The following is an 18,313-nucleotide window of genomic DNA, read 5'->3' as shown; positions in this document are numbered from 1 at the left end:
TGTTCAGCTTTTGTCCACAGGCGAAAGCGGAAGCGAGTCGAGCGGATTCACGATACTTTGCAGATGTTTTTGCGATATGTGCAGATATCTGGCGGTGGTTGCCAGGTCTCCATGGCCCAGAATCTCCTGGATTCTCCTGATATCCGTTCCGTTTTCGAGCATATGGGTAGCAAAGGTGTGACGCAGCAGATGCGGGGTGACTTTCTTCCGGATGCCAGCGCGATGCGCAGCTGTGACACAGGCATGATAGACAGTCTTATCCGAGATCGGCATGATCTTGCCGTTCCGGATCCGTGTGCCGGGAAACAGATATTCTTTGGGCTTTTTCCAACGCCAGTACTCGCGCAGCGTGTTCAGCAGCACGGGGCTGAGCGGAACAAACCGTTGCTTGCCTCCCTTGCCGAATTGGACATGGATCGTCATTCGGGAACTATCGATATTGTCAACTCTTAACAGGGAAACTTCCTCCCGGCGCAGGCCTGTACCGTAAAGCACCATCAACCGAGCGCGGTGCATCAGACTTCGAGCGGCATTGATCACCTTTGCCACTTCCTCAGGGCTGAGAACGATCGGATGCTTCCTGTGCCGTTTGGGATACGGCAAATCGTCTCGGAACTCTGGACGCTTTAGGGTGCGGATAAAAAAGAAACGCAGTGCGGCTACACGTCCGACAACAGATTCGACCGCCAATTTGCGGTCTCTGAGAAGATAGGCGTGGTACGAACGCAAGTGATCCGGACCAAGTTTGTCCGGAGATTTCTTAAAGTGTCTGGCGAAATCCTCGACCGTACTCAAATAGTAGCGGATTGTGTTCGGTGAGTAGTTGCGGCGCTGGATGGCAGGACCGGAGACTCCTGTTGACGCAGCTCTGAGAGATGAGTCGTATCGCGCCAACATCAGTGCCAAAATGCAGAAGCAGAAAACGATCACCACGAAGATTCGGTATCGCATATTGATCCGTTTTCGGTTTCAATCAAGAACTGCATTCATGACTGAGGACGACAAAGCCCTCTTTATTGTCTGACAATCTTAGACGCCCGCCGCTTCAAAATGTTCCCATCATGGTGCAGTAGCACTGGAGGAAGTCATGAAGATATGGTCGGTAATTATGAGAATGAAAAGCGCTTACAGCATCATTTCGGATAGAAGTGGATGTCGGGGGCGAGTGGTGGGGATATCGTACATAACCAGGTGGCGATTGACGGATTGACGCAGCCAGCAAATCAGCTTGACGGCTCGCCGAGGTTGGGACCTTTGGGGAATTTCTTCAGAGGTGGACGACCAGAACTGAGGGCATATTTTTCGTCAATTGGGGGCTGTGTCACTGCTGGGCCGGCTCGGCTGACCAATGTGGCCATAGACATTACCCTGCGCCGCAACATTTCTTGAACTTGCGCCCGCTCCCACAGGGACATGGATCATTCCGGCCTGTCTTCGGTGCCGCGTGGATAGGCTCGGCTTCTTTGATATCGCATTCCTCTTCACGGGAGCGCCCGCCCTCAAGCCCGATCTCGGCAAAGTCCTCCCAACCCCGGATCGGTCCGGCGGCGGCGGCGCGTGAGTCGGCTAGCACCCTATCCATTGGCACCAAGTTCATATTCTCGAGGTCCGCGCGACTCACTTCAAGTCCGCGACAAACAGCTGGAGACAACTGCCGCCGGAGATAGCCCATCATCTCGTGCGGATGCACGGTACAGCAGACATCCAGGACGACGTCCCAGAGATCGAGATCCGATGCTGGAATCCCGACATCGAAGGTTTGCCGGAGGGTTTGGACTACACTCTCACGCGATGTGCGCTTCCAGAAGAAAAGAAAGGCCAAGGTTCTGAGGATCAAGCCACGGGAAGCGCCCGGAAGCGGCCGCCACGCGCCGAGACGCATGATGGGTGCGAGATCTTGCGGTGCCACGGTGGCCAGGATGCGAGGCAAGTCCAGCCATTTTTCGTAGCGCAGGTGGAAAGGGGCGAGGTCCGGATCGATCGTCACCCTCAGCAATAGCGGCCAAAGCGCCTGATCCCGGGCGCCCGCGAGGATATAGATCGCGGCAGCATACCCCATGTGGTTGTGCCGGCCGGCAATTACCTCCTGCTTTATTTGCGGATCGAGCATCCCTCGGACTATGCCAAGAAGCGCGGGGCGAAAACGATCTTGATTCGCGGCCACCTGACGTGCGTCCGCCTCGGGAAATGGGTACGACGGGAACTCGAATCGCCGCAGCATCTGCTGTTCGCGCTGCGTGTACGCCGGCATGGCAATGTCAAGGAGCGGAGGCAGTGGTGGAGGCATGTCGGCGCCTTCCGCGCCGCGCGGTGTCACACGGGATTGGGGAATCGCCGCGACGCGTTGGGGCAGTGCGTCCGCCACGCGGGGGCGCGCGGGTTCCGACGGTGAGACTGTCAGCGGGTCCGCCGCCACGGGAACCACATCGGGAGCGTCGATAGGTTCGGGTTCTGACGGCTCGGCGGGTGATGCTGCCACTGCCGCCGGTTCCGCCACGGCATCCTCCAAGGGCAATTCATATTGGGTGGGCACGCATGGCGCCGGCTCCGGCTGCCATTCGGCGGGGGTGGCTACGGAAACGGTCTCTACAGCCGGTTCCTGCCGGAACGGAACGTCGGGAGCCGTAGCACCGGATCGTGGATCCGCCGCTTCCCATTCATCTTCCCAAGCCACGTCTTCACCACGCACTTTGCGGGCAATACTATCGAGGGTACGCGCAACGGGTGTGCTATGAAACGGAGAAAATCGCAGACGGCTTGAGTCTTCGAGCCGCCCCTGTTTTCGGACGTGCCGCATCACATCCAGGAGATCTTTCAGGCGCTTTTCGGCGCCTTCGTCCATGGTGTCCAGGTGCAGCAGGTCGCACACATTGATCCAGGCGTTCTCGATCTCGATATCCATCGCCGGATTCGGTACATAGAACCCGTGGCTGACCCGCAGGAAGAGCTGGCGGTTGCCGGGATCGCCGCGGTGCAGTTCGTTGCGCGCGAGCACACCGCTCAAATAAGGACGGCGGCGGCGATGCTCCGGGATGACGTTTACGGGGAACGGCTCCAGGGCGGACACAAAATCACCCGTCTCGAAGGCGGGAAAGGCAACCTGCACCTTGCGTCGAACCACGTCTTCAAACAGCGCCAACATGGAGTGCAGGAGGAAGAACTCCATGACATGGCTGTCGAGTTTCACGAGCCGCCCACCCGTCCGCACCTTGAGCGCGGACGGCGCAAGCAGTGGGTAGACCTCGCCGATAGCCGACCGTGCGTATTCGGGCCGGCTATACGCCTGGCGTAGCGCGATCTGCAGCGGCACCCGTCCCCAGTTATCCCGGGCTTGGGTGTTGGCTCCCTGCGCAACCAAGTCGCGCACCAGGTCTTTCCGCCCCAGTCGCGCGGCCACCATGAGCGGCGTCTGGTTGAGCGGGTTGCGAAAATCAACACCATAGCGTTCGATCTTCTGATTCAGAACCGGATGTGCCCCCTGGCAGTCCTGGCTGTACTTGTTCTCGATCGCGGCCCGCTCGGAATCAGCACGGAACGCCGGGTTGAACTGCAACGCCGCCAGTTTCGGGAAGAGGCGGGGCACCGAATACATCACCGCATACTCGAACAGCAGCAGTTTTGCCTGCCGGTTGTAGGCTTGCGGATTGAGTGCCTCAAACTCCAGTTGCGCCAGTCCATCCGGCGTAATTACGGGCCAAGGCACAGGCTGCGTCTCGAGAATGCGCCGCCGAATCGCTTCCGCCTGCTCTTGTTTGCCCTGCATTTCGAGGCGGTGCGCTTCGGCCTGCCATTCCTCAGCCGAGGAATCCTGGGTCTTGAGCTTCACTTCGCGGCCGGGCAGATCGAGCCCCAGCAGACGGAAAAGGCGGTGCCCGGTGTCCTGCTCGATGATGTATAGATTCCGCACGGCCCGGGTCATGGCCACGTAGAGCGAGTTGATATAAAACTTGAAACCTTCCAGCGACTTGTCGGTCTTGTCTTTCGCCCTGGCATACGAGAAGTCCGCTTTCAAATCCGCGGGTTCTACTCCCTCGGTGACCTCCTTGAACACGGCAGCTGATCCTGAGACGAAGTTGAAGAGAATGATGTTCTCGTATTCGAGGCCCTTGGCTTCCTGGATGGAGAAAAGCAGCGGAGTCCGGAAGCAGCGGCCGGCAGCTTCCTTGTCCTCCGGGCGCATCACGAGCACGGCGAAGCGCGTGGAACGGGATGTGCGTGCGTCGAACTCGCGCTTCACCGCGTCCGTATCGGCGAGGAATTCCACGCGCCCCTGGTTTTCCGAGATCGGCCGGACCAGGTAGTGGCTTTCCCGATCGATCGATCCGAAGCGCGCATTCTTCAGGAGCAGCAGCCGATTGGCCAGGCGCGTAACTTCCGGCGTGTTACGATAGTTGGTATTGAGAAGCCGTATGATCTCGCCGCTGGTCTTCAGGCGGTTCTCGTAGAACAGGGTCTTGAGCGCGGCCCACGAGAAAAAATTCGGATGAACAATCTGGTTGGAATCGCCGCAAAGAATGAATTTTTCCGGATGGCGGAGCGTCCTGAGAATCAGGCTGAGCTGAACATTGGTCAGATCCTGCACTTCGTCCACGACGATCGCGTCATAGGACGGGCGGCAGGCCTCGTGATACTGGAAACACAGCAGGTTGAGGTCCGCGAGTTCCTCCTGTTTGAGGAAGTCGAGATATTTGAGGAACAGGTCGTACACCAGCGGCCGTTCGTCGCCGGTGAAAATGGAACGGCGCACGCCCAGGGCCAGGTAGTCCGCGCGCGACAGATACGGGGTCGTGACCGGCGAACCGGTCAACACGCCGTTGAATTCCTCGAAAAGCTGATGGGCGTCGCGCAGGCCCGAAGCCTGCCGATGCCGGGCAAACCAGCGTGCGAAAATCCGGAAATCCACCACGCTCCCCGGCGGCACATGGATGGTTTCCACGAACTCGCGAAACGACAGGAAGCTGAGGTTCTGCGCCTCGTTCTCGTAGCCCGAGGCGTAGTACAGCCTGCGGGCATTCTCCGCCAGGTAGGCGGAATGCGTGACGTACAGCAAATCGCCGGACATCTGCTTCATCTTCTCCAGCGTCAGTACCGTCTTGCCGCTCCCCGCCGAACCGATCAGTATCAATGGCAGCCGCTGCACATACGCAGCCTCCTGCCAGTCGTCGAGTGATAGGATCTTGTCCAGCACATGGACGCGCTGGATTTTCGGATTGATGAAACTCAACGGCAGGAGATCGCCCGCCGGAACCTGCGCGGCGTCCGGGATCGGCACCAATTTATTTTCATCAACCACGGCGCCGTTGAGAAAGCGGGATTTTTCGTACGCATGATTCCGGATCACCTCGAGCAGCACGAGATGGGATTTCCCGCCGTGAGCGACGAAGCGGAACAACAGGCGGTCCCTGTCGTTCAACCGCGCCCTATAAAACGGCGAACCAACCATTTTGCGGGCGTCTGCGCCGCGGAAGTCGCCTTCCCGAAGAAGCGCCGTGGCGTGCTCCACGTACTGCTCCAGCCCTCGCGTATCCAGGTCGCTGTATCTCAATATCTCCATCGCGCGGCCATAGTACCGTCAGGCACCAGTCAGCGTCAAATCCGACGCACGGCCGTGGGCCGACCGGCGATTTGTTGCCTGGATGTGCATCTGTATGTGCTCCGATTCAATTAGCATAGCAACCCGATACATGCGTGCACAGCGCATAGGTTTCATCTAGAGCCCGAACAAACGTACTCGTGGTTGGATCGCCTGGGCCGATACGTCCCGAACATCGTTGACAATGTATATACATATGGGCACAATTAGCATGTGATCGTCTGGGACGAAGCCAAGAATGAAAAACTGGCAGCCGCAAGGGACGTTCGTTTTGAGGATGTTATCGTCGAAATTGTGTCCGGGCGCGTTCTTGATATTCTCGAGCACCGCGTGAGAAAGAATCAAAAAATACTCGTCGTCAACCTGGGCGAGCGGGTTCATGCGGTGCCGTTTCTTTGGGATTCCGACGGCAACATGATCCTCAAAACGATCTATCCCACTCGCAAGCTTCAGAGGCGTTATGGCAAAAAAGCGAAGTAGGCCAAAACTTGACAGGTATGAACAAAAAATAGAAGACTCTTTAGAAGAGTTTTTGCCGGTAGAGCCCGCCGAGAAAGAGCGAATTCTGCGGGCCGCAGGAAAGACGAAAACCATCAGCCTGCGGCTCAGTGAGGTTGTGCTCGAAAACCTGAGGAAAAGAGCCGCCGATGAGGGGCTTCCGTATCAAACATTAATTTCGAGCATCCTCTATCGGTTCAGCTCAGGCCGGTTGGTCGATGTTCAGGCAATCCGTCAGGCATTGCATGCGATAAAGTAAGGGATTGCCCAAATCGACATCCGTTTGGCACAGCGAAAGTGGTTTCCGGCATTCCTGGATCTCGGGTGATCTCAAACGCAGAAAAACACTACGCTCCAGTCAAATGCTCCCATGCCATCAGCCCAGGAGATCGAAGATCGAGCGCAGCTTTCGCCGGCGCGCCAGCGGTGGCCAGATTCTGGCGAATCTCTTTTCGATGGCTACGCGACGGTCCCGCAGGAAGGCAAAACTCAGAGGGGAAAACCGTTCCATGTGGTGCACATAATCGGCGGAATAGTAGCCTGCGCTTTCTGCCATGGCCCGTAGCAACAGTATCGTGCTGTTGCGGCGGATCAGATCTCGCAGTTCGAGACCGTGGGAATCGGCGAGGCAGCCCCTTGAATCGAGCACGTTGTGTACGAAATGCCAGAGCTGGCTGGTGTGACGGTCCAGGCATTCCGCCGAGGCCGTGCGCGTGAATAAAGTCCAGTGCCCGGCATTGCGGTCATCGGGTAGGTCCTGCAGGTCGTCGAGCAGCTGAAGCATGACGCCGAAACCAAAGAAGAAATCGGCCTCCGCTCTCCTCATTTCGCCCCCCACAAGCCAGCCGTCGGCGAGGACAGAGGAGCCTCCTTTCTCAACGCTGATCCGCAGGAGGGTTGTTTCATCCGGAGCGAAGGGCGTGTGCTGCTGGCCCAGGCTTTTCACCTGCCCGGCATGGATCGCCAGAAGACTCGAGTAGACCTCCGGGGAAGTAGCGCGCGGGTATTCGCCTTCGATCATCTCAACGAGCCGGAAAACGGCAGCTTCATGCGCATCGCAAGGCTCGATATTCCGGCCTGAAAGACGAAGTCCCAAGCGCCGGCACGCCATCCGTTTCGTCTCGTAGGGCAGTTTCGGCTGGTCGAGGTGGTTATCGGTGTATGGATAGAGCATGCTGTAAGCGAAAACTGATGGCGAAAGCGAAGGCCGCCGGCCCAGGAACATCTGCAAACAGTTCATGACCCAGACGTTGCGAAGCGCTTGAGCGAGCGCGTCGGTCTCGATGCTCTCGTCAAATGCGCGGGCCTGGCGGGCGAAAGCCCTGGTAACCGCAAAATAGTCAGGAGAGAAGATAACGTCAAAATGGCTGTCGGGAAACCGGAAGGATTTCGTGCCGAACTGGCGCAGTGTTACGAAAATGCGCTCACGCCAGCCTGACTGCTCCCGCGGCCGTGACGGGTAGTTCCGCAATTCCTTTTCCATGGAGTCGATCAAGAGGTCTGTATTGCGCTCGTTTCTGCGCTGCGCCGAAGCGGTATATGTCATTGCTGAGGTGGGAGTCCCTACGGCTGAGCTCAGCCACACTGCCGTATATTTGCCGACAAAGCTTCGAAGGTCACATTCAAATCTCGCATCCATTTGGGGCGACTCGACAGCTGGATACACAGACACCTCGCTGGCACAGAGATGCATATAGATACGAGGCTCGCATTCAATTTGTTCAATTGATGCTATCCCCATCACTCCCTCTTTCGACCCACCACCACGTAGGAAACACGCCGGAGCTTTTACCAATCCACCTCAGGATTTTCTCGGCTCAAAAGCAGGAATAAACCTATCCCTTACCCACCAGCCTGAGTAGAAACTGCTCGAGAGAGGATTCCCCGGCTGGGGTTGGCGTGAATCACAACAGGAGGGGCGCTTTGTGATGTTAATTGCCGTAACCGCAAAAGGTCGGAGCAATCGGCTGATTAATGAAACCAAGGTGATTCTGAGGCAACTGACAGGGACAGATCCCGATTGGCGCACGCCGGCGCCGACACCCCGTCATTCCGAATAGGGAGGACAAGCCGCGTATTCGATCAATGCCCGCGCCAAGCCTCCGCTCGTCTGCCCTCCTCCCGGGTCCTCAGGTCCGTACGTAAAATCCCTAAGTCTTTTTGCTCACTTTCTGGAAGTTGGGCCGCACGGGCAACTTGTCTGGCCTGCCGACTGACCATCCGAGTGGACGCGTCCCGGGCTTCGACGGCGCTCATGGTAGGTGGTGAAATGGCCTGTTATCAAAAGCAATCCGGGGGGTTTTATTCAATCCCAAGATTCAAAGTTCTCGGTCTGCTCGACCCCAGCTCTCCGCAACTCTGCCATGAAGGCAAGCGGATCTACCGCATCAGCCAAAAAGTGGACGCCAGCCTGGACGCCTTTGCGCTCAGAAACCAAGCGGGCAACAGTTCAGCTCGGTCACAGGCTGTATAACGCATTCGTAGATATAAATTCCGCGAAGCGGGTCAGAGGTCCCGTCCGTGGAGATGTCGCCCAACTCTGCGCTTGGCGCGCCCTGCGATGTGAATCGTGACACGGGCGACATACAAGATCGCGGCAGCCTCGACAGACTGTATCCCCTCTGGAAGCAGGCCACAGCCGCTAACGTTTCTCTTGCGATCGCAATTAGTGTTCTATGCGAATCCTGTCAGTTTGGGTAGCGCGGGGGTTGCGTTTCCGCTACTTTTTTGCGAGCTTGTTGTGTCTTATGAAACACAAGTGTTGTAGATTCAATGGCTGCATTCGTTAAAAGGGAATTCTCGAGCTGGACGTCGCGGGATCGTTCCCCGTCTCCCGCTCCAACCGGAAATGAGCAATCCGAAGAGATTCCAGAAAATTAAGACAAACGTGACCGGCAAGAGACGCAAGCCATTTCAGTCGGCGGGCAGCCCGGGCAGGGAGCAGCAACGGCCAGCGGAGCAAGTTACTGCCCGTCGCGCAACTCGCGGGTGGGGAGCGTGGCTATTGCTGCTGGGATTGCTGCTGGCGACCTTGGCGGCCTATCATCCGGCCTGGCGTGGCAGGATGCTCTGGGATGACGACCGCCATATCACCCGCAGCGATTTGCGCCCCGCAGAAGGTCTGTGGCGCATCTGGTTCGATCTCGGCGCGACCCAGCAATACTATCCGGTCACCCATTCGGCTTTCTGGCTCCTGCATAGACTCTGGGGCGACGCCATGCTGGGCTACCACCTGGTCAACATCATCCTGCACGCGCTTGCGGCGTTTCTGGTGGCGGTGATCCTGCGGCGCCTGGGCGTGCCGGGGGCTTGGCTGGCGGCGGTGATCTTCGCCCTGCATCCCATTCAGGTGGAGTCCGTGGCGTGGATCAGCGAGCTGAAGAACACGCTCTCGGGCGTGCTCTATCTGGTTGCGGTGTTGGCCTATCTCCACTTCGACAAAACCAGGCAAAAACGCATTTATGCGCTGGCGCTGGCCCTCTTCGTTCTGGCCTTGCTAAGCAAGACCGTCACGGCCACCTTACCGGCGGCGCTGCTGGTGATCTTCTGGTGGCAACGCGGGCATCTGAGCGGGCGCCGCGACGTGGCGCCGCTGATGCCGTGGTTCGTGATCGGCGCGGCCGGGGGCCTCCTTACCGCCCTGGTCGAGCGCACGCTGATCGGAGCCCAGGGTGCGGAATTCCAGTTCACGCTGATCGAACGAGGCCTGATTGCCGGGCGGGTGGTCTGTTTCTATCTCGGCAAGCTGTTTTGGCCGGCGAACCTGACCTTCATTTACCCGCGGTGGCAGATCAGCCAGGGCGTGTGGTGGCAATATCTCTACCCGCTGGTTGTGGCCGTGTTGCTGGCGGCACTGTGGCGGATGCGTTCCCGGGCGCCGCTGGCGGCGATGCTGTTTTTCTGCGGGACGCTTTTTCCGGCGCTGGGCTTTTTCAACGTGTATCCGTTCCGATACTCGTTCGTAGCGGATCACTTCCAGTATCTGGCGAGCATAGGGATCATAGCCCTGTTTACCGCCGGCCTGGCGAGCCTTCTCCGACGATGGAGCTTCCAGCCCAAGCCGGCCGCGGCAGTCATGACAGTTGTTTTGGGAGGCGCGCTTGCTTTTCCCACCTGGAGCCAGAGCCGTCAGTACGCCAACGCTGAAACACTCTATCGCGTCACGATCAGCCGCAATCCGTCGTGCTGGATGGCCTACAACAATCTGGGCAACGCCCTGCAGGCAAGGGGACAGGTAGAGAAGGCGCTGGCACAATATCAAGAGGCCTTGCGGCTGAAACCGGACTACGCCGAGGCCCATAACAACCTGGGTGATGCCTTGCAGGGGCTCGGCAGGCTCGACGAGGCCATAACCCAATACCAGGCAGCCCTGCGGCTCAAGCCGGACTTTGGGGGGGCCTATTACAACCTCGGCAACGCCCTGCAGGGACAGGGCAGGCTCGAAGAGGCGGCGGCGCAGTACCGGGAGGCGCTCCGACACGAGCCGGGTTCCGCAGAGGCTCAGGGCAATCTGGGATCAGCTCTCCAGGGGTTGGGCCGGCTTGACGAGGCAGTAATTCACCTCAGGGAGGCTGTGAAGCTCAAGCCCGATTACGCCACGGCCTACAACAATCTCGGCAGCGCCTTGCAGCAGATGGGTCGTCTCGACGAGGCGGCGGCACAACACATGGAGGCTGTCCGGCTCAAGCCGGATTTTGCAGAGGCTTACAACTGCCTGGGCAGCGCGTTGCAGCGCATGGGGCGTGTCAATGAGGCAGTAACGCGATACCGTGAGGCCTTGCGACTCAAGCCGGACTACGCCGAGGCTCATAACAACCTGGGCAACGCACTGCTGGCTTTGGGCCGTCAAAGCGATGCGATCAAGGAATACAACGAGGCTTTGCGGCTCAAGCCGGATATCGCCGGGGTCTACTTCAACCTGGGCAATGCCCTGCAGGCGTTGGGCCGCCATGAAGAAGCGGTGACACAGTATAACGCGGCCTTGCGGCTCAAGCCGGACTTCACCGGGGCTCGCTACAACCTCGGACAGGTTCTGCAGGGGCTGGGACGGCTCGACGAAGCGGCCTTGCAGTACAGGGAGGTGCTCAAAGCGGAGCCGGGATCCGCGGAGGCCCACAATAATCTGGGAGTCGCGCTCGCAGGCCGGGGCCGGCTCGAGGAGGCTGCGACGCACTTCAGAGAGGCTCTCCGCATTAAGCCCGACTTCAGCGACGCGCGCGCTAACCTCAGCAGAGCCTTGACGCTGCTCGGCAAGCTCCATGGGCCGAGCGGACGCTGACGCGCGGCAGCGTTCACGAAGCGTGTGGAGAACGGCGGCGTCACCGCAATGGAGGATTATGAGCCTGTTACGCGGGTTTTTCAGTCCCAACAAGGAGGAAATCTGGCGGCAGCTGTCTGCAGAGATCGGCGCAAAATATGTCGAGGGCAGTCTATGGCGCGGCGCCAAGGTGCAGGCCCGCGTAAAGCCCTGGACTGTGACTCTCGACATCTACACCGTTTCGACGGGCCATACTCATATCCCTTACACACGAATTCGGGCGCCCTTTGTCAATGCCGACGGTTTCAGATTCCTGGTCTATCGCGCCGGTCTTTTCTCAGAACTGGGCAAGCATCTCGGGATGCAGGATGTCGAGGTTGGTTTTCCTGAATTCGATCGCGACTTCATCATAAAAGGAAATGACGAGGGCCGCCTGCGCCAGTTCTTTGCGAATGAAAAGATCAGGATGCTTCTCCAGTCGCAGCGCGACGTTCGTTTCGAAGTGGTGGACGATGAAGGCTGGTTTGGGGCTGATTTTCCCGAGGGGACGGATGAGCTGCGATTTCAAGCCAGCGGCATAATCAATGAAATCAGCCGCCTAAAACAGCTCTTTGAGCTTTTTGCTGTTACCCTCGATCAGCTCTGCGCTATGGGCTCCGCATATCTGAACAGCCCCGAAATCGAGCTGTAGGGTCGCCTGAGGAAGTTAGCGCGCAGACAGTCAATTTTAAATGCCGCCGCAACAGCAATTTTGATAAAATCCCATCGTTTCCTGAATTGCCCCTGACACTGCTCTGTGATCGCTGTGCACCGCCGGTGCGCACGCGACACATGCGGATCGACCTGATGGCGCACAATTACAGGATCATGGTTCGATGTCCGTCAACCGGGAAGATGATCGACAGCGGCATCCTCACTTCGGGCAGGGAAGCGATCAGCAGCGGACTCTTCCAGAATGGACTGGTTAGCTGTCCGTACTGCAGTCAAATGCATTCTTTCGAAGACAACAGCTTTCTCGACATGGACAAGGCGTCAGCCGCCGGCGGGCTGTGGCGACCCAACCGGTAGGCCGGTGCGGGCGGGGAAGATTCCCGAAATGTCTGCATGCGCCGCTTTCGACACTCAGAACCCGGAGTGGGGACCTGATAAGCTCGTGGACAAGACCTATTGCGAGTATTTGCTCGATGCGTTGGCCCTTGTTGCCGATCCCGCCGCGAAAGAGCTTTTCGTAAAGGAAAGACGGAATCCCGATATGGACGCATGGCACAGAAATAGATTCATGTAGGCGCATTGGTGCCCGCTTCAAAAGAAACAAAGTACTTGAAGGACGAAGGGGTGGTGGGCGCCACAGGACTCGAACCTGTGACCCCTGCGGTGTGATCGCAGTGCTCTACCAGCTGAGCTAGGCGCCCTTTGGTGCGGCATTATTTTACATGTTACTGAATATTTGTAAATAGCGATCAAGGAGATGACTCATGCGTATTGCAAAGAAGTTGCTTCCTCTGCTTGGAGTCGTTCTTTGGTTTGGGACTGCTCAACTCCGGGCGCAGGAAGATGAAACTCCGGCACAGAAGCAGTATCGCGATGACTATGAGCAATTTCAGAAAATCCAGGCGGTGAAGGAGCCGCTCAAGCGGGCTGACGAGTGGTTGAAGTTTTTGCAGGAACGGCCCAAATCCCAGCTGCTGCCCAATGTCCAGGCCGACCTGTTGATTATCTTGAACGACCTCGGGAATCAAAGCAGGTGGGACACGATGGTGCCGCTGGCAGAGCGTTTTATCAAGCTGCGCCCGAGAGTCGGCGAGACATATTACTATTATGGGCAGGCGCTAAACGGCCAGAAGAAATACGATGATGCCATGAGTGCTCTAGCGAAATGTTACATTTTGAAAAATCCGGGGTCCGATAAGGCGAAGAGATTTCTAGATGCGATCTATAAGAGTCAACATCAGGGAAAAACCGACGGCTTGGACGCCCTGATTCGGAAGATCAGGAGCGAAATCGGCATCTGAAAAACCAGCAGGTGTGAAAATAGCTGACGCAACTTGACGGGCTGAAGCCCGTTTCCACCGGGCTCAACTGTCAGCTAATGTTAAGTGGGTACGGGCTTTAGCCCGTGTTCAGATCCCGGTTTTTCATGCGCCCGGGCGCGCCCCCGGCGCATGAGGGATGGCATTGAGATTATTGAGATACGACTGTGCCACAACGTGCTGTTCGTTGCTGTATTCGCGTGCAGGATTTCAATCGTGGGCTTGTTTGGCTGTTTCTTGAATTTGCTGCGGTCGGAGGTTACCATTACTTATGGATAAGGACGCCTGTCCCGTAACAGGCAGATCATAAAACTTCGCCCCAGGAGCATTGGAGCATCTGACATGCTACCCACTTTTGCTGTACTGATGTTGGCTTTCGCCGAAGCCGTGACAGTCGTGGGACCAGCTTACCCTCCGAACGCGATTGCCGGCGGCAACGTTGTCGCCCTTCTCCACGTGTCGGCAGGTTCTGTCAAACAGGTTGAGATCCTGCAGGGTGATCCGCCATTCGTTGCCCCTGCGCGCGCATCCCTTGGCAGCTGGCGCTTCAAAGCTACCGAAAATAGCAATGTGCTCGTCGTGGTGAATTTTCGTTCGCCCAACCTGTACTCCACTGGGTCGGCAGCCCAGAAATTAGCTGTGTCTCATCCTGTGCCCGGCGCACTCTATCCCACGAACGTGATCGAGCCCGCCTATCCGCCTAACTCCATGGCAGAGGGGAGTGTGGTGTTGCACTTGGATGTCACAGAGGCCGGCTCTGTCTCCAGCGTGAAGGTCGTGCAGGGATTGGGGAGCTTGACAGCAGCCTGCTCCGCAGCTGCACGGCAATGGCGATTCGTGCCTGCCCGAAACCAGAAGGGGATGGTCACCGCCTCTGAAGCGTACGCAGTCTGTGTCGTGCGCCGCCCGATTCTGCTCCGAAAATAGACAAATCGGTATCGCAATCGGAACTCTTAGCCGACAAGAGCCGATGGCGATTGCGATGCCGATCCCGGGATGCGCCCCGACCTCCACGGAGGAATCGGGTGTAGAATGTGTGTCAAGAGGAGATCATCATGAAGGCTTTCGTTAAAGTGATTCTTGCATTTCTTCTGTTGACGCCAACGCTCTGCTCTCAGATCCTGCCCGCCACCGGCGCGGAAATCACCGAGTACTTGCGCGGTTATGCCCGCATCAAGATGGTGAATCTCAGCGCCTACACTTATGGCTGTGCGGTCGGCCAGACTTGGCGTTGGAAGGATGGGCGGGAGGCCGTGCGCATTCTTATTTACCAGGACCCTGATGAGCAGCAGGTCCGTGTGCCGGCGGATGGCTTATTCAGCGTGACCTTTTCCGCGAGGGCCAACGGATCGGAAACGCTATCGATCCAGGGATGGGGCCTCGTCGAACTCTATTCTGCCGATCCAGCGCAACGGACCGTATTTGCCCGCGCGGCTCCGACCAACGCAACAGCCGTTCGGATGATCAGATGGTCCCATTTGCTCGACGGCACGCTGGAAGTGTGGATAGAGCAGGCGCCGGCCAACGGCTAATCTCCGGCTCCCGCCCGTCAACCTCAAAGTCTAAATTTCCTCGAAACGAAGACGGAACCATGCCGACGATCGGCGAGGATAGTGCCATTGGCGGCGAAGAGAACGCCAAACGTGCCTTGTGCTGCCGGGAACCTTGGTAAAAGCATAAGAACGGGGGTGAAGCACCAGGATATGGGCCTGCTGCCGATCGGGGCTTCTGAGCCAGCACAGCGCGGGCCGCTGGGCGACTGGGGGCGCTGGAAGGCGTCAACCGGCACCTACTTCTTCATCGACGCAAGTACCTGCCTTATCCCGTCTCTGACTACCTCTACGCTGGATATGATTTTAGAGGGAATCTTGTCGAACCCGCATGTTTGTTGGTGGATGGTGGGGGGATCGAACCCCCGGCCTCCGCATTGCGAACGCGGCGCTCTCCCAGCTGAGCTAACCACCCACTCCTATCATCGTAGGCTCGGTCTTGAAACCGAGCGGAAATTATCACCGAAGGCCATCAGCCTGTCAAACCTGAAATTGGATGACAGAACGTCAATTCGCTGATTTCAATGACTTGCTGAAACTCTCGAACTGATGAAATCAGGGAATCGATATCCGGTCATCCGTTTTCAAGAGAGGTAGATCGGGATAGGGGTGAAGGACAAAATCAGGATGAACAGCGCCATGATTCCCAGGATCTCGCGTGCGGTGCCGATCCCCTCCTCTTCATAGAGCGTAGGCGGATGATAGAAGCGGAAGCGCATGCCGAAGAAGAAAATCAGACAGGCAAATATCAAGTAGGAGGGAATTGGCCACCCGGCGAAGCTGACCAGCATCAAGGCAATAGATGCACCGATGGACACTTTTTTTTGGCGCTCTCTGCCGAACAAGGCATAAGTGATATGTCCCCCGTCGAGCTGCCAGATCGGGAACAGGTTCAGGCTGGTGGCGAGCAGCCCAAACCAGGCGGCCATGGCAATCGGATCTGCCAGCATGTCCTGCGTCTCGGGCGCATAACCCAGTACGGCCTTGCCCACCAAGCGAAACAGAAGCGGCTCTCCGAAGCCGATGCCGTCGTGAACACTGCCCTTGGGGATCAGCTTCGAAAAGGCGATACCGACAATGAGTGCCGGAACCACAAAGGCAAAGCCCGCGAGCGGTCCCGCAATGCCTACGTCGAAGAGGGCGCGTTTGTGCTGAAAGTGCGATCGGATCCGGATGAACGCGCCCAGCGTGCCTGCATAGGAAACGGGAAAGGGAAGGAAGAAAGGCGGCGTGCAGCGAATGCCGTAGTGGCGACAGGCAAGGAAATGGCCCATCTCATGGGCCAGGAGAATCGCGATCAAGGTGAAGGAAAAGGGTATCCCTTCCAGCAAGAGCGAGGGATGCACAAAAACCGCCCACGCCATTCGCATGATCCCTGTGTTATCGCCGTAGACATAGAACAGGCCGGCGAACATAGTGCTCAAAAGCGTTGTCAGAAAAAGAAAAGCGGGGAAACGCCACTCGCGCCAACCGGGCGGGCTCACGTTCACGGCCGGACCTTCTTGTTCAGTCGCACCTGCAAGCCGGGGTTCCGGGGTTTGTCCGGATGAGTCCAGGGTAAAGTCGCTGCTCACAGAATCAGAGCTCTCTCAAAACTCGCAGAGCGGCCAGAGCGCTGGCGGCGTATCTGTCGATGTCAGTAAATCTTGTCGGCACGAATTTCCTTGCCCGGCTTGAAACGGATGGTCTTTCCGGGGGGGATAGCGACTTCCTCGCCGGTCCTGGGGTTTCGGCCGACGCCGCTCTTACGCGGCTTTACGATGAAGACCCCGAAACCGCGCAGCTCGATCCTCTCTCCTCGCTTAAGCGCGTTCTTGAGCGAGTTGAAGACAGATTCCACCGCAATTTCCGCTTTAACCTTTGTGATATTCAACTGGTCGGCGACACGGTTCACGATGTCCTGTTTTATCACGCTGATCCTCCATAAATTGGTGCAAACATATTATTTGTGGTCGTAAATGCTGTCAAGCCAATTCTATTTACGCGCTTTACACACCCGGGACCCGATGTTAGACTCGCGCCTTGTTCACTAATCGGAGGACCTCAAATGGGAGTGATGCCCGATCGCTGGATTGCAGAAATGGCGCGAAAGCACGGCATGATCCGTCCTTTTGCCGCAAACCGAACCCGTAGCGGCAGGATCTCTTACGGCGTCAGCTCTTACGGCTATGATTTCCGTCTTTCGCGTGAATTCAAGATACCGGCCTTGGGTACCGCTAAGCGTTGGGATCCCAAAAAGATGGGTCAGGCTCCCTGGATCGATCACAACAGTTCCTCCTGCTGGATTGCGTCGAACTCCTACGTGCTCGGACGATCTCTGGAGTACTTCCGAATTCCACGGGACATCCTTGTAATCTGTCAGGGGAAATCCACTTATGCGCGTTGCGGTCTGATCGTAAACGTTACGCCGTTCGAACCGGAGTGGGAAGGATTTGTCACCGTCTCCCTTGTCAATGCCGCACCCATCCCCGTCCGGGTTTTTGCCGGGGAAGGAATCGCCCAGCTCGTGTTTCTCAAAGCCGAGAGCGAGTGCGAAACGTCTTACGCCGATCGCAAAGGCAAGTACCAAGCACAGAAGAAGATCCAGATTGCGCGCCTCTAGCAATGAAAAGCAAAAGATCAACGCAGGGGCCGTGCAGAGCGACGGAGCGCGCGGAGAGTTTCACCCGGTCGAGGCTGAGAGTGCTTTGCATTCTCCGTCGCTCTCCACGGCCTCCGCGTTGAGTTGTCGCGGCTCGTCACGAGTTGCGCCGCTCGTGAAATTCGTTCCGTCGGTTCGGAACTTGCATGGTAGTTCGGCTTCCCCTATCATTCGGGTGTCGATCCCAGGTACTACCAAGTGAAACGATCCGGCATATTCCACATCAAGCAGCTACCAATTCTCCGCGGGCTCGTATTGAGCGCAATGTTGCTCTCTGCCGCGTGTGGTTACCACATCGCTGGTTCCGTCAGGAATCTGCCTGGTGGAGTGCACTCCATCGGCATCCCGACTTTTAAGAACGACACGCGCGAATACAAGCTCGAGCAGCAGATCACCGCGGCCGTGCTGAAGGAGTTCACCTTGCGGACACGGGTCCCTGTGAGCTCTCGATCCGAGGGAGTGGATGCGGTGCTGGAGGGCGAAATTCACGCCCTGAATTCCAGCCCCGTCACGTTCGGCGCCGACGGCTTCGCGTCTGAGTTTCTGGTAACAGTGGCAATCTCGGCGAGGCTCGTGCGCGTCAAGGATGGCGCTGTTATCTGGGAGAATCCCGGATTCAGCTTCCGCGCGACGTACGTACTAAATACAAAAGTCACCCGATTCTTCTCGGAAGAGAATGCTGCGGTGGACCGTCTGGCTCGCGACCTTGCTGCCAGTCTGGCCAGTTCCATTCTCACACGCTAA

General features: G+C 57.6%; 16 protein-coding genes and 2 tRNA genes. 11 read left to right on the top strand and 7 right to left on the bottom strand.

Annotation, left to right across the window (positions count from 1 at the left end):
• Nucleotides 1-3: 3 nt before the first annotated feature.
• On the bottom strand, nucleotides 4-897 hold the full coding sequence (locus LAP85_10455; GenBank protein ID MBZ5496814.1) for a site-specific integrase: 894 nt from the start codon (nucleotides 895-897) through the stop codon (nucleotides 4-6).
• Between the two features lie 466 nt (nucleotides 898-1,363).
• Nucleotides 1,364-5,545 carry a DUF1186 domain-containing protein gene (locus tag LAP85_10450; protein ID MBZ5496813.1) on the bottom strand — a complete coding sequence of 1,394 codons (4,182 nt, stop codon included), beginning with the start codon at nucleotides 5,543-5,545 and terminating at the stop codon, nucleotides 1,364-1,366.
• A 261-nt stretch (nucleotides 5,546-5,806) separates the two neighbouring features.
• On the opposite strand from LAP85_10450, the gene LAP85_10445 reads away from it, so the two are divergent.
• On the top strand, nucleotides 5,807-6,073 hold the full coding sequence (locus LAP85_10445) for a toxin (GenBank protein MBZ5496812.1): 267 nt from the start codon (nucleotides 5,807-5,809) through the stop codon (nucleotides 6,071-6,073).
• A complete protein-coding gene (locus LAP85_10440) occupies nucleotides 6,054-6,350 on the top strand; it encodes a hypothetical protein (protein ID MBZ5496811.1) in 297 nt (98 codons plus the stop codon). Before LAP85_10445 ends, LAP85_10440 begins: the two co-directional genes overlap by 20 nt.
• 117 nt (nucleotides 6,351-6,467) lie before the next feature.
• On the opposite strand, the gene LAP85_10435 is transcribed toward LAP85_10440, so the two are convergent.
• Nucleotides 6,468-7,730, bottom strand: coding sequence for a hypothetical protein (locus LAP85_10435; GenBank protein MBZ5496810.1), 1,263 nt, complete (start codon nucleotides 7,728-7,730; stop codon nucleotides 6,468-6,470).
• Nucleotides 7,731-9,095: 1,365 nt separating this feature from the next.
• On the opposite strand from LAP85_10435, the gene LAP85_10430 reads away from it, so the two are divergent.
• From LAP85_10430 to LAP85_10415, 4 genes are all read left to right on the top strand, one after another.
• On the top strand, nucleotides 9,096-11,369 hold the full coding sequence (locus LAP85_10430) for a tetratricopeptide repeat protein (protein MBZ5496809.1): 2,274 nt from the start codon (nucleotides 9,096-9,098) through the stop codon (nucleotides 11,367-11,369).
• Nucleotides 11,370-11,427: 58 nt separating this feature from the next.
• Nucleotides 11,428-12,039, top strand: coding sequence for a DUF3137 domain-containing protein (locus tag LAP85_10425; protein ID MBZ5496808.1), 612 nt, complete (start codon nucleotides 11,428-11,430; stop codon nucleotides 12,037-12,039).
• 140 nt (nucleotides 12,040-12,179) lie between these two features.
• Nucleotides 12,180-12,416: a hypothetical protein gene (locus LAP85_10420; protein MBZ5496807.1), complete on the top strand. Its 237-nt coding sequence runs from the start codon at nucleotides 12,180-12,182 to the stop codon at nucleotides 12,414-12,416.
• A 28-nt stretch (nucleotides 12,417-12,444) separates the two neighbouring features.
• The gene (locus tag LAP85_10415) at nucleotides 12,445-12,633 is read left to right on the top strand and encodes a hypothetical protein (GenBank protein MBZ5496806.1); all 189 of its coding nucleotides are present in this window, start codon (nucleotides 12,445-12,447) and stop codon (nucleotides 12,631-12,633) included.
• Between the two features lie 51 nt (nucleotides 12,634-12,684).
• Here the strand turns inward: LAP85_10415 and LAP85_10410 are convergent.
• A tRNA-Val gene (locus LAP85_10410) sits at nucleotides 12,685-12,760 on the bottom strand.
• Nucleotides 12,761-12,823: 63 nt separating this feature from the next.
• Between LAP85_10410 and LAP85_10405 the strand changes: the two genes are divergently transcribed.
• From LAP85_10405 to LAP85_10395, 3 genes are all read left to right on the top strand, one after another.
• Nucleotides 12,824-13,360: a hypothetical protein gene (locus tag LAP85_10405; protein ID MBZ5496805.1), complete on the top strand. Its 537-nt coding sequence runs from the start codon at nucleotides 12,824-12,826 to the stop codon at nucleotides 13,358-13,360.
• Between the two features lie 360 nt (nucleotides 13,361-13,720).
• Nucleotides 13,721-14,305 (top strand): energy transducer TonB, encoded by a 585-nt coding sequence (locus LAP85_10400; GenBank protein ID MBZ5496804.1) that lies wholly within the window; start codon nucleotides 13,721-13,723, stop codon nucleotides 14,303-14,305.
• 128 nt (nucleotides 14,306-14,433) lie between these two features.
• Complete coding sequence (locus LAP85_10395; GenBank protein MBZ5496803.1) at nucleotides 14,434-14,910, top strand: hypothetical protein; 477 nt, start codon at nucleotides 14,434-14,436, stop codon at nucleotides 14,908-14,910.
• Between the two features lie 357 nt (nucleotides 14,911-15,267).
• Here the strand turns inward: LAP85_10395 and LAP85_10390 are convergent.
• The 3 genes from LAP85_10390 to LAP85_10380 all read right to left on the bottom strand — a co-directional run bounded on the left by LAP85_10390 (nucleotide 15,268) and on the right by LAP85_10380 (nucleotide 16,840).
• Nucleotides 15,268-15,343 (bottom strand) — tRNA-Ala (locus LAP85_10390).
• A gap of 169 nt (nucleotides 15,344-15,512) precedes the next feature.
• Nucleotides 15,513-16,418 carry a site-2 protease family protein gene (locus LAP85_10385; GenBank protein MBZ5496802.1) on the bottom strand — a complete coding sequence of 302 codons (906 nt, stop codon included), beginning with the start codon at nucleotides 16,416-16,418 and terminating at the stop codon, nucleotides 15,513-15,515.
• 146 nt (nucleotides 16,419-16,564) lie between these two features.
• Nucleotides 16,565-16,840, bottom strand: coding sequence for an integration host factor subunit beta (locus LAP85_10380; GenBank protein MBZ5496801.1), 276 nt, complete (start codon nucleotides 16,838-16,840; stop codon nucleotides 16,565-16,567).
• Between the two features lie 135 nt (nucleotides 16,841-16,975).
• Between LAP85_10380 and dcd the strand changes: the two genes are divergently transcribed.
• Both dcd and LAP85_10370 read left to right on the top strand, forming a co-directional pair.
• Nucleotides 16,976-17,530 (top strand): dCTP deaminase, encoded by a 555-nt coding sequence (gene dcd / locus LAP85_10375; GenBank protein MBZ5496800.1) that lies wholly within the window; start codon nucleotides 16,976-16,978, stop codon nucleotides 17,528-17,530.
• Between the two features lie 237 nt (nucleotides 17,531-17,767).
• Entirely contained in the window at nucleotides 17,768-18,313 is a 546-nt protein-coding gene (locus LAP85_10370; GenBank protein ID MBZ5496799.1) for a hypothetical protein, read from the top strand.

The sequence above is a fragment of the Terriglobia bacterium genome, assembly GCA_020072565.1.
Classification (GTDB): Bacteria; Acidobacteriota; UBA6911; order UBA6911; family UBA6911; genus JAFNAG01.
Note: the sequence above shows the minus strand (reverse complement) of the source record. Positions and strands in the feature narration are given on the sequence as shown.